A 12004-nucleotide genomic window follows, 5' to 3' on the forward strand; every position below is an offset into this window, starting at 1 on the left:
GACATGACTTCAGCTGACATCCAGGACTACATCCCCGAAGATCAGTGGCCGCCCGTCTCGGCAATGCTGGAAGGCTTCGGCGACCAGACCCTGCCCGCCTCCCCCGCCCTGGCCGGCACCACATTGAGCCTCCTGAACGAGAACGGCGCCGAGGCCGGGTACGTTTTCGACGATGAATCCTCCCTGGCGTGGACACTGAGGCGCGGTGAGGTCTTGACCAGTGGAACGGCGGGCTACAAGGCCATTGAAGCCCGGCCCGGCATCTTCATCATCGACTTCATCCGAGGCGAAGGTCCGGCCGCAGAAAACGTCACCATCATTGCGGACCGCAACACGGGGGCCACAACAACCGGCGTTTCCCGGTTCGCCACTGGGGACGGCAGGACGCGGAGCACCACCGATTTCAGCCAGGCCAACACCGGGGGTTCCCCCATACGACACGAGCGCTCCACAGCACTGGTCGGTAAGCGGATCTACTACCGCTACAGCGACGTGGAAACCTACGAGCACATTTACCTCAACGCGGGCACCTTCACCTGGAACTGCGTCCGCGGCGGCGAGGCAGGGCTGGCCGACACTGACCGCTGCATGACCTGGGAAGTGGCAGATGACCTCTTCATCTTCTTCTGGACCGAAAAGGTGATGTGCGTCGAAGCCGTGCTGCTGGTGGACCTGCGCGAGCAGCGCTCCATCGGCCGGATGTTCGGCTGGGATGATCCCGCGGGAGAACCCGTCATCCTGCCCTTTAACTCCCGGCTCAGCGTCCTGAACACCACTGAATACCCGCAGGACTTTCAGAAGCATTAGTCCCGTTTGCTCGAAGAGGAGTAAAGAATGAAAACGTACGAATCATTGCTTGACGAGGTCACCGCTTTCTCGGGTAAGACCCGCATCATCCTTGACCCTGCTACCGGTGAGATGGTGGGTGAGGCGCCCGTTCATGACTTGGAGTACCTTGAGCAGGCAGTTGCCGGCGCGCAGGCTGCCCAGCCGGCGTGGGCTGCGTCGGGCCACGACGCCCGGTCCGCAGCGCTCCTCAAGGCGGCCGACGCCGTCGAACGCTCCGCCGAAGAGCTCGCCCGACTGCTCTCCCGCGAACAGGGCAAACCCCTCAACGGCCCGAATGCCCGGTTCGAGGTAGGTGCCTGCGCAGCATGGCTGCGCGCCGCGGCCACCATCCGGTTGGCGCCCGAAATGATTGTTGATGACGGAGAGACCCGGGCGGAGCTGCACTATAAGCCCATCGGCGTCGTGGGCGCGATCGGCCCTTGGAACTGGCCCATGATGATCACCATCTGGCAGATCGCCCCCGCCCTGCGGATGGGCAACGCCGTCGTCGTCAAGCCCTCCGGGAACACCCCGCTCTCCGTCCTGGCCCTGGTCAAGGTCCTGAACCAGGAACTCCCCGAAGGCATCCTGACGGTGGTCTCCTGCGGCCGGGAAGTGGGCGCCCGCCTCACCAATCACCCGGCCATCGGCAAAATCATGTTCACAGGATCCACCGCCGCCGGCCGCGCCATCATCAAATCCTCCGCCGACACGGTCAAGCGCCTCACCCTGGAATTGGGCGGGAACGACGCCGGCATCGTCCTGCCCGACGCCGACCCGAAGGCGATCGCCGAAGACCTCTTCTGGGGCGCCTTCATCAACACCGGCCAGACCTGCGCCGCCCTCAAGCGGCTCTACGTCCACGAGGACATCTACGATGCCGTCTGCGAAGAACTCACCAAGGTCGCCGCTGCCATGCCGATGGGCAACGGTCTGAACGAGAGCAACGTGCTGGGACCGCTGCAGAACAAGGCCCAGTACGACGTCGTTGCGAACCTCGTGGAGGCGGCCAGGGCTTCCGGGGCCCGGATCCTGCTCGGCGGCAACCCTGACACCAGCCAGCCGGGCTACTTCTACCCCACTACCCTGGTGGGGGATATTGACAACGACAATCCCCTGGTGACTGAAGAACAGTTCGGCCCCGCCCTGCCCATCATCCGCTACAGCACCATCGACGAAGCGGTGGAAAAAGCCAACGGACTCGACGTCGGACTGGGCGCCTCGGTCTGGTCCTGCGACCGTGACGCCGCCCGCGAAGTCGCAGCACGCCTCCAGGCCGGCACCGTCTGGATCAACAAGCACGGGGCCGTGGACCCGCGAATCCCCTTCGGCGGCGCCAAGCAGTCCGGCTACGGCCTTGAATTCGGCGTCGAAGGCCTCAAGGCACTCGGCGTACCGCAGGTCATCAACGGCTGAGGACTTCCACCGTCCCTAACAACGAGGCCGCTGCTGCTGTTCCTTGCCCGGACGGCAGCGGCGGCCCCTGGCCCTCCGAGTGCCCCGCAGCGAACGCCCATCCCTCGGGCTCATCTCGGAGCGAACATTTCGCAAGCCCTGGGCGTCCAGCGCTAACGAGCGGCGACCTACAGTGGCTGCTCATGCGGAAGTCCGGATCCCGGGCAGAATTTGTGGTATCGGAAAACGTTCCCTAGGGTGCAGAACAATGCTAAGTACGCTTAGTATTTCGGTCATCGGCCGAGGACTGCCAGTTTTGCCCATCCTGAGGAGAAATATTCGTGCCAGAAAAGAGCAGCATCAACATCCCCGGCGTCCCGGCAAGCGAACCTGCCAGCCTGGACGAACCCACAACCCCGCGGGAGCCTCTGCCGCCCAAGCCGGACCAGCGGGGACCTGAGGCGGTCTCCCCCACCGGAAGCCCAACAGGGGCACCGGCCACATCACGCGCACAGTCCGGCCAGTACCTGACCACCGCCCAAGGGCTTCGCCTTCGCGATACCGACCACTCCCTGAAGGCCGGTTCGCGCGGGCCCATCCTGCTGCAGGACCACCACCTGCGGGAAAAGATCACGCACTTTGACCACGAGCGCATTCCGGAGCGCGTAGTCCACGCCCGCGGCGCCGGAGCCCACGGCGTGTTCCGCTCCTACGGCACTGCGGCCAACATCACCCGCGCGGGTTTCCTGGCCAAAGATGTTGAGACTCCGGTCTTCGTCCGCTTTTCCACCGTACTGGGCTCCCGCGGCTCTGCCGATACTGTCCGTGATACCCGCGGGTTCTCGACGAAGTTCTATACCGACGAAGGCACCTACGACCTGGTGGGCAACAACATCCCGGTCTTCTTCGTACAGGATGGCATCAAGTTCCCGGACATCGTGCACGCCGCGAAACCGCATCCGGACCGGGAAATTCCCCAGGCACAGAGCGCCCATGACACATTCTGGGACTTCGTCTCCCTCCACACCGAGGCCCAGGCGCACACGATGTGGAACATGTCCGACCGGGGAATCCCGCGTTCCTACCGGACCATGGAAGGCTTCGGGGTCCATACCTTCCGGTTCGTCAACGCGGAAGGCCGCACCACCCTGGTGAAGTTCCACTGGAAGCCAAAGCAGGGCGTCCACTCGCTGGTATGGGAAGAAGCGCAGATCATCAACGGCATGGATCCGGACTTCCACCGCCGGGACCTGGCCGACGCCATCGAAGCCGGCGCCTACCCGGAGTGGGAGCTCGGGGTCCAGACGTTCCCGGACACCGAAGACCAGATGTTTGAAGGTATCGACCTGCTCGATCCCACCAAGTTCGTACCGGAGGAACTGGCTCCGGTCCAGCCCATTGGCCTCATGACCCTCAACGCCAATCCCACCAACTTCTTCGCCGAAACAGAACAGGTGGCGTTCCACCCCGGCCACCTGGTTCCCGGGATCGACGTCACCAACGATCCACTGCTGCAGGTACGCCTCTTTTCGTACCTGGACACCCAGATCTCCCGCCTGGGCGGCCCCAACTTCGGTCAGATCCCCATCAACCGTCCGCAGGCTCCGGTGAACGACATGCTGCGGGACGGGATGCACCAGCAGGCAGTCCACGGCGGAGTCGCTCCCTACCGGCCCAACTCGCTCGACGGCGGCTGCCCGTTCCTCGCCGGACAGGACATGGGGTCATTTATTGATGTGCCGGAGGAGCTGGCTGCCTCCATCAAGGAGCGCAGGAACCCGGCGTCCTTTGACGACCATTACAGCCAGGTGGGCCTCTTCTTCCGCAGCTTGAGCCCTGTGGAACAGGACCATGTGATCCAGGCTTACACATTCGAGCTGGGCAAATGCTACGAAAAGTCCATCCGGGAACGGCAGCTCGCAGCTCTGGCCAACGTGGACGCCGGACTGTGCGCCGCAGTAGCCAAGGGCCTTGGCCTGCCCGCCCCCGCAGCAACAGAACAGGTTCCGGAGTCCGAGCCCAGCCCTGCCCTGTCACAGGTGGGCAAGACCTGGCCTGTTGCCGGCCGGATCGTAGGGATCCTGGCCGATGAGGGCAGCGACCTTGCTGCCGTGAACGCGGCACGAAAGGCTTTGGACGCGGAGGGCATCGTCCCGCTGGTCATCGCTCCGGCGGCGGGCTTCCTGGGATCAGAGAACGACGGCGGGGTCCCCGTGCAGCGTACCTATCTCACCGCGCGCTCAACAGAGTTTGACGCGGTCATCGTTGCCGCGGCTGCCGCTCCGGCTCCCGACGCCGCACCTGGGCTTGACGCCAAGGCTGGCGCCCCCGGGGGTGCTTTGGATCCGCGGGCAGTGCTGCTGTTGACAGAGGCGTTCAGGCACGCAAAGGCTATAGCCTCGCTGGACAGCAGCGCGGCGGCTTTGAAAGCGGCAGGCATACCGCAGGATGCTCCCGGCATTGTGTCCGGCAAGGAGGTGGAAGCCTTGATAACGGAATTGACGGGCCTGCTGGAAGCCCACCGGGTGTGGGAACGGTTCCCGGCAGCGTCGGCCTAGGAATCTTCCGGCCCATGTGCTTGGGCAGCCGGAGTGACGCCCTCCCCATCGGCTCAGCCGACGGGGAGGGCTTCACCAGCCGAAAGAGTTTGGTGAAAGGTTGGTGACCGGCGGCCGGTGGGGGTCGGCACTCCTGCTGTTTTGTGGTCCTTTGCCGGGATGAAGCCGATTCAGGTCGGCCTGATGGCCGACCCCGCTGCGCCCACGGAGATCGCGCAACAGCTCAGCGACCTCGGGCCGCCGGGCGGCGGGGACCGCGAAGCGTGGGACATCGAGATCGTGAGCGAGCCATTCAGCATGGATTGCGAGGACGTCGACACTGCACTGGCACGGCTTCGGGATCACGCCCGTCAGCATGAATGGGACGTGGTTATCGGGCTGACCGAGCTTCCGTTTCGTGACGAGGATGAGGGCCGCTACCTGCTGGCCGAGACCGACCCGCAGCGACGCGCGGCCGTGCTGTCGCTACCGGCGCTCGGGGGGATCGGCATGCAGCCGCGGGCCCGGCATGCGGTGCGTGCGCTCGTGAGCGGCATGGCCGCGACTGCGCGTGACGCGGACAGCGAGCCGCTCCCCCGTTTCACCAGCCGCTGGCGGCTGCTGGTGGGCATGGTACTTGCGAACCGGCCCTGGCTCCTCGTGCCCGGGCTCAAGTCCGCGCTCGTGGCAGCGCTGACAACGGGCGCGGTCGCCACGATCAACTCCACCGTTTGGCTGCTGGCTGGCTCCCTGTCGTCGTGGCGCCTCATAGTCGCAACCATCGCCTCCATTGCCCTGATTGTTGCCTGGCTCATCATCGATGGCGGACTTGGGACCGCCCCGACGACAATTCCGCCGATGCCAAGGAAAGATCCCGTCTCTACAACACCTCCACGCTGGTGACCCTGACCATCGGAGTGATCCTCTGCTATCTGGCGCTTTATGTTGTGAACCTGGCCTGGGCACTGTTTGTCCTCGATCCCGCCGTGATGGGCGGCTACCTCAACAAACCACTTGGGTATGGCGACCTGTTCACACTGACCTGGTTTGTGGCCTCGGCTGCGACCGTCGGCGGCGCCCTTGGCAGCGGGCTGGAGTCGGAGGAAGCAATCCGCGCGGCCGCGTACTCCAAGCGCGAGGAGGAGCGCCGCAACCGCCTCGCAGCCGGGCGGACCTAGACCCCGTCCGGCGGCAAAACCCCCAACGCTGTACCGCCTCAACATTTTTCAGATGACCCCTCGACACACTTACTAAGGTTGCTTAGCATTAAGGCTCGACAGTTTCTCTTTTGCGTACAGACCGGCCAGGCGGGACCTCCCAGGGCCGCCGGCCGGCCTGAAAACCCTTGGCCTCCCGAGCCCCGAGGTGGACTCAGAGGCCACGATCCTTGTCTCCCCCCTTCCCATGCCAGCTCCAATACGGTAACGGGTGAACTCCGCCCTTTTTCCGCTCCGCCGTCCTGCTGACCGCAGCTTTACAGCGCGCCCGGAAGCTACCACTACTGGGCCCGCTCGGGATGGGATATAAGAAAAGAGCGGAAAAGTGAAGGCAGTAGTTTACAAAGGACCGAACGACGTCAGCGTTGAGGACGTGCCTGACGCCAAAATCGAGCACCCGACGGACGTGCTGGTGCGGATCACGGCTGCGAACATCTGTGGGTCGGACCTGCACATGTATGAGGGCCGCACCAGCTTCGAACCCGGACGCACCTTTGGGCACGAGAACCTGGGCGAGGTGGTTGAGACGGGTCCGGCAGTCAGCAAAGTAAAAGTGGGCGAGCGGGTGGTGCTGCCATTCAACATCGCCTGCGGATTCTGTAAGAACTGTGACCGGGGTTTCACCAATTACTGCCTGACCATGCAACCGGATCCCAAGCTCGCGGGCGCGGCGTACGGGTTCGCGGACATGGGCCCGTACCAGGGCGGACAGGCCGAGTACTTGCGCGTGCCGTATGGGGACTTCAACTGCCTGCGCCTGGGCGAGGACTCCGTGGAGAAAGAGCTCGATTACGTCATGCTCGCGGACATTTTCCCCACCGGCTGGCACGCCACCGAACTGGCCGGGGTGTATCCGGGAGACTCCGTGGTCATTTATGGTGCCGGGCCTGTCGGCCTGATGGCAGCTTACTCGGCCATTATCAAAGGCGCTGGCAAAGTCATGGTGGTGGACCGCCAAAAGGACCGCCTGAAGCTGGCTGAACAGATCGGTGCCATCCCAGTGGATGATTCGGCAGTGGACCCCGTCGAGTTCGTCAAGGACCAGACCATGGGATTCGGGGCCGACCGGGGTTGCGAATGCGTCGGCTACCAGGCACACGACCCGGCCGGAAACGAACATCCCAACCAGACCCTGAACCGGCTCGTAGACTCCGTCCGGTTCGTCGGCGGCCTGGGCGTTGTGGGCGTGTTCCTGCCCCAGGATCCTGGCGCCCCCGACAAACTCGCCAAGCAGGGGCAGGTGGCTTTCGACTACGGAAACTACTGGTTCAAGGGACAGACGATGGGATCGGGCCAGTGCCCGGTCAAGAAATACAACCGGGCCCTGCGCGACCTCATCGCCGGCGGAAAGGCCAGCCCGTCCTTCATCGTCAGCCACGAACTGCCGCTGGATCAGGCCCCCCAGGGCTACAAAAATTTTGACAGCCGCGAAGACGGCTGGACCAAAGTTGTCCTCCACCCGGCCCACGCCTGAGAAAGCCCAGACAGGAGATTTGAGATGTCAGAACAAACTACCTTCCGGAGGCGGTACTGATGAAGTCAATGGTTTATCGAGGCCCGTACAAAGTCCGGGTCGAAGAAAAGGACATTCCCAAGATTGAGCATCCTAATGATGCGATCGTGCGGGTGACGAGGGCTGCTATTTGCGGTTCCGACCTGCACCTTTACCACGGCATGATGCCCGATACCCGGGTGGGAATGACGTTCGGGCACGAGTTCATCGGCGTGGTGCACGAGGTGGGCTCCTCGGTGCAGAACCTGGCCGCCGGGGACCGGGTGATGGTGCCGTTTAACATCTACTGCGGGTCCTGTTACTTCTGTGCCCGCGGGCTGTATTCGAACTGCCACAACGTGAACCCGAACGCGACCGCGGTAGGCGGCATCTACGGCTACTCCCACACCTGCGGAGGTTACGACGGCGGCCAGTCCGAGTTTGTGCGCGTGCCGTTCGCCGACGTGGGTCCCGGCAAGATTCCCGACTGGATGGACGAAGAGGACGCAGTCCTGCTCACCGACGCCCTTCCCACCGGCTACTTCGGCGCCCAACTGGGCGACATCGTTGAAGGTGACACGGTGGTGGTGTTCGGCGCCGGGCCGGTAGGCCTGTTCGCGGCAAAGTCCGCGTGGCTGATGGGCGCCGGCCGGGTGATCGTCATCGACCACCTGGAGTACCGGCTCGAGAAGGCCCGCACCTTCGCGCACGCCGAAACGTACAACTTCGCCGAGTACGACGACATCGTGGTGCACCTGAAGAAAGAAACCGACTACCTGGGCGCCGACGTCGTCATTGACGCGGTGGGCGCCGAGGCGGACGGCAACTTCCTCCAACACGTGACGGCGTCGAAGCTGAAGCTGCAGGGCGGCTCCCCCATCGCCCTGAACTGGGCCATCGACTCGGTCCGCAAGGGCGGCACCGTGTCCGTGGTGGGCGCCTACGGCCCGATCTTCAGCGCCGTGAAGTTCGGCGACGCCATGAACAAGGGCCTGACGCTGCGAATGAACCAGTGCCCGGTGAAACGGCAATGGCCAAGGTTGTTCGAACACATCCGGAACGGATACCTCAAGCCCAGCGACATCGTCACCCACCGCATCCCGCTGGAACACATCGCCGAGGGATACCACATCTTCTCCGCGAAACTTGATAACTGCATCAAGCCCCTCGTCGTTCCCACGGCCGCCTAACCCGGCCTGAAAGGAAACAGCATCATGGCTCAGATACCTGCCGCGTACATCGCCGACAAGCCGGTCCTGAAGGAGTCCGTGGAAGAGCTGCGGGCCCGCATCCCGGGATGGGGTGCGGATCTCGACCCGGCCGACAGGCCCTCCTACCCCCGCGAACAACCCGGGATTGAAACCGGCGCGCACTGGGACTTCCCCCAACGGCAACCCGAGAAATGGCCCCGGGAACGGTCCGTCGAACACGCATTCCTTCCCCCCGTTTTCGGCACCTCGACCCCACCCAAGGGCGTCTCCGGCGCCATCCGAAAATACGCCTACAAATACAGCGAAGGCCGGGCAGCGCACTGGCTCCTGCTTATCGCCGCAGACCGCGTGGACGCCACGGAACATCACGTGAAGTCCCTGGCGACCCTGCGCCCGGACAACCCCGTCACCGAAACCGGCGTGCTCAGCGAGTTCCGCCGGGGCGGTCTAAGCTCACGCTTCGGACAAAAGCGGGCCGACACCAACCACCAGTGGATCGACCCGATCATCGTGGCCGGCCCTTGGGTGCTGGCGGCTGTAGGGCTCGCGGCGGCCTATAAGAGCTTGCGAACGGAGCGCACAGAGCCTGACACTCGTTCCGCCACGCAGACGGAAAGCCGGCTTTAACAGCACCAACGTGCGCCGCAACTCCTGCCGCGGTGCCCCATCCAAAGTGGGCACCGCGGCTGGAGTCCCTTTGGCCGGGCATAGCCCTGCAGACCTGCACGGATCAAGGGCGCCGACTCGGGTCAAGGGCACAGAGATTCAGGAGCAGCCCGAACACGTCGCCAACGGCACCATCGCTACGAAACGCAGGCCCGGACCCACGCAATGGCAAGTAGTAGTCAGCGCATACGACAAACAATCAGATCTCCCGGTTCTCCGTGGATACAACGCAATCCGTAGGTCCTGTGATATCTCGTGATCTTGAAATCCGCTCCGACCGAAACAGCGGACCCTCCGCCAGTCACGGTCAATCTAATCTGGAGGGCAGCTTCTGCAATGTCACACATTGACCGCAAGGCTCTGGTTTCGGCCATCATCGGTCTCGTAATCGCACTCGTTCCGGCGCTGCTCGGTGCTCCCGAACTCGCGCCCTTGATCGGATGGGCTGTCGCCGGCTGCGTCTTCCTGACCTGGGCGTGGACCAAGGCGTGGCCCGCTGGTCCGGAGGCAACGGGCGAACTCGCCCGCCATGAAGGCCGATCTCGAAGACTCGTCGACACCCTCATCATCAGCGCGACGTTCGTCAGTCTCGTCGCGGTCGTCTTTGCATTGATCCGCAGCCAGCAGAAGGACCCCATCGGCGTGGCCGCGGCGCTCCTGGCAGCTCTCGGCGTGGTGCTCGCATGGGCTCTCGTCAACACTGTCTTCGCGTTCAAGTACGCCCGGATGTACTACCACGACGACAACCACCGCTTCCGCTTCAACCAAGACGAGGACCCCTCCTACAGCGACTTCGCCTACGCAGCATTCTCAATCGGCATGTCCTACAACGCGAGCAATGTGAACGAGTCATCCACTCCCTCCCGCAGGATCGCCCTGGGGCACGCCCTGCTCTCCTACTTCTACGCAACCTTCGTCGTCGCAGTGGCGATCAACCTCGTCGTCAGCCTCGGCCAGTCCAGTTGAACTACACTCAAACCTGACGTCGGGCCGTCTGGCCAGGGAGGATTCGCCTGTCGGCGACTTTGGTCTTTTTCTCAGACACTTGCCGCTCTGCAATCGGTGGCATCGCCAGCTTCTGCCCCAAGCGATTTCCATCGAGTCCCGATTCTTCTGTCAGGGTGGCATCTAAGAGCATCATGATCCACTGTCAACAAGACGGAATTTCGGCGCTATTCTGCCACCAACCAAGAGACCGTCGTGTCGAATTTGACGTGTTCGATGAGGGCAGCTACGGCGGGACCACCTCCAGGAAAACTTGACTGGTGCGGCACGTAGCGGATCGTCCCGCGGTTTCTGCTACTTGACCAAATATCCGTCATCGGCATTCCAAGTAGGCGGCAACGAAGCGGCATCATTGGGGCCGCCGGCGTAGCCCGCAGCCTCGATGATCAGCGGGTAGGGCTTACTTTTCCGCTCCCGCTCCGCCCGTTCGGTCAAGCGCCAGGGTTCAGCGACTCCCGCAGTTGTTGCAGCGCGACACCCACGACGGTCTCGGATCGGTGAATCTCCCTTACATTCATTCCGGTAAATTCTTTGACTGCACGGCGCATGCTTTGCACATTGGTGAATCCGCACGACGCCGCAATTTCTGAGTAGGAGATCCTTTTGATATCGGCCGCAAGGAGGAGCTCGAGCGCTTTCCGCGTTCTCAAGGCACGTATGCGCTCCCCCAAACGGAGTTCTTCATTCTCGAAAAAGTAGAACAAAGAGCGACGGGAGAGGCTGAACCTTTCGGCGACCATGGCCACGTCCAGATCCGGGTTGTCATAGCTGGCATCAAGGTATTTTTTTATAGCCCGGCTTAGTGCGGGTCTCTGCGCCTCATCGTCGACTGCCGTTTCGAGCAGGGAAGCCACAAGGGTTGCCATCACGGATTGAAGGATTTCTGCGGTTCCCGGTGCTTCGCGGTCGATGCCCGGCCGCTTCCAGCTCATCAAAGTGGGGATGACGAAAGTGCCCACAATTGGATGTTTTGCGAGGTCAGGCAGACTAAGCAGGGAGTGCAGCGCGGCCTCACTCACATTCAGGCTGCTGCGGTCAATGTTGAGCTGCAAAGCGTGAAATCCTTCGGGGGCATCGAAACTTCCACCACGCGAGGCATCGATGAATCTAACGGAACCTGCTGGTACTGGCTCAGGCGCGCCGTTGTGAGCGAGGGTTAGGCCGGGCGCTTTGCGGAAGTAGGCCAAGCGGAGATCCCTGTTGTCGGGATTAGGCGCCCATAAGCCGCGTGCAGGGGCGTTGTGTATTTCTATAAGGCTGAAGCCCGGCCCGGCAAGATTAATGGCTGTGGGATTGAAGGACACCGGAGTCTTAGGTGTCGACTTCTCCAACCGCATTGGGGTTTCGACGGCACTGCCGTACCACACGCGCCAATGCTCGAATCTTTGTTCAGGATTGAGCCCCTCCGGCACTTTATAGAGTCGCAGGCGGCCGCTGTTCTCGTTATCAGACTGAGGCATGCCATCCTCCTGGACCACCTGATCTCTACGGCGGCCTTGAGAGTCGCCAGGAGATTGCGGTGGCTCATAAGACCGGCCGGAAAAGAGTTCAGCTGTCAGAACCATTTTACCCGCGTCCAGCTCTGGTGTGGCGGTGCTCACAGAAAGACCCAGTCCGCCGTTTTACACCACTTTCTGCAGATCATGGGTATTT

At 62.9% G+C, this 12004-nt stretch carries 10 protein-coding genes; 9 read left to right on the forward strand and 1 reads right to left on the reverse strand.

Annotation, left to right across the window (positions count from 1 at the left end; translation table 11 throughout):
• The 9 genes from FNL14_RS13340 to FNL14_RS13375 form a co-directional block, all read left to right on the forward strand.
• A partial coding sequence (locus FNL14_RS13340; protein WP_255470828.1) for a MoaF C-terminal domain-containing protein occupies positions 1–807 on the forward strand: 807 nt, incomplete at its 5' end.
• Positions 808–834: 27 nt separating this feature from the next.
• Positions 835–2244, forward strand: a complete 1410-nt coding sequence (locus FNL14_RS13345; RefSeq protein WP_142060757.1) for an aldehyde dehydrogenase family protein — start codon at positions 835–837, stop codon at positions 2242–2244.
• Between the two features lie 320 nt (positions 2245–2564).
• Positions 2565–4781: a catalase gene (locus FNL14_RS13350; protein ID WP_142060758.1), complete on the forward strand. Its 2217-nt coding sequence runs from the start codon at positions 2565–2567 to the stop codon at positions 4779–4781.
• A 159-nt stretch (positions 4782–4940) separates the two neighbouring features.
• Positions 4941–5663, forward strand: a complete 723-nt coding sequence (locus FNL14_RS13355) for a hypothetical protein (RefSeq protein ID WP_255470829.1) — start codon at positions 4941–4943, stop codon at positions 5661–5663.
• On the forward strand, positions 5660–5938 hold the full coding sequence (locus tag FNL14_RS23645) for a hypothetical protein (RefSeq protein WP_255470830.1): 279 nt from the start codon (positions 5660–5662) through the stop codon (positions 5936–5938). The genes FNL14_RS13355 and FNL14_RS23645 overlap by 4 nt, the downstream gene beginning before the upstream one ends.
• A 364-nt stretch (positions 5939–6302) precedes the next feature.
• Complete coding sequence (locus tag FNL14_RS13360; protein WP_142060760.1) at positions 6303–7451, forward strand: glutathione-independent formaldehyde dehydrogenase; 1149 nt, start codon at positions 6303–6305, stop codon at positions 7449–7451.
• Positions 7452–7510: 59 nt separating this feature from the next.
• Complete coding sequence (locus tag FNL14_RS13365) at positions 7511–8659, forward strand: zinc-dependent alcohol dehydrogenase (protein ID WP_142060762.1); 1149 nt, start codon at positions 7511–7513, stop codon at positions 8657–8659.
• A 24-nt stretch (positions 8660–8683) separates the two neighbouring features.
• Positions 8684–9307, forward strand: a complete 624-nt coding sequence (locus FNL14_RS13370) for a hypothetical protein (RefSeq protein ID WP_142060764.1) — start codon at positions 8684–8686, stop codon at positions 9305–9307.
• 375 nt (positions 9308–9682) lie between these two features.
• The gene (locus tag FNL14_RS13375) at positions 9683–10312 is read left to right on the forward strand and encodes a DUF1345 domain-containing protein (RefSeq protein ID WP_091423857.1); all 630 of its coding nucleotides are present in this window, start codon (positions 9683–9685) and stop codon (positions 10310–10312) included.
• A gap of 470 nt (positions 10313–10782) precedes the next feature.
• Here the strand turns inward: FNL14_RS13375 and FNL14_RS13380 are convergent, their stop codons facing one another.
• On the reverse strand, positions 10783–11952 hold the full coding sequence (locus tag FNL14_RS13380) for a helix-turn-helix domain-containing protein (protein WP_255470831.1): 1170 nt from the start codon (positions 11950–11952) through the stop codon (positions 10783–10785).
• Positions 11953–12004: the final 52 nt, after the last annotated feature.

This window comes from Pseudarthrobacter sp. B4EP4b (genome assembly GCF_006680095.1).
Lineage (GTDB): Bacteria > Actinomycetota > Actinomycetes > Actinomycetales > Micrococcaceae > Arthrobacter.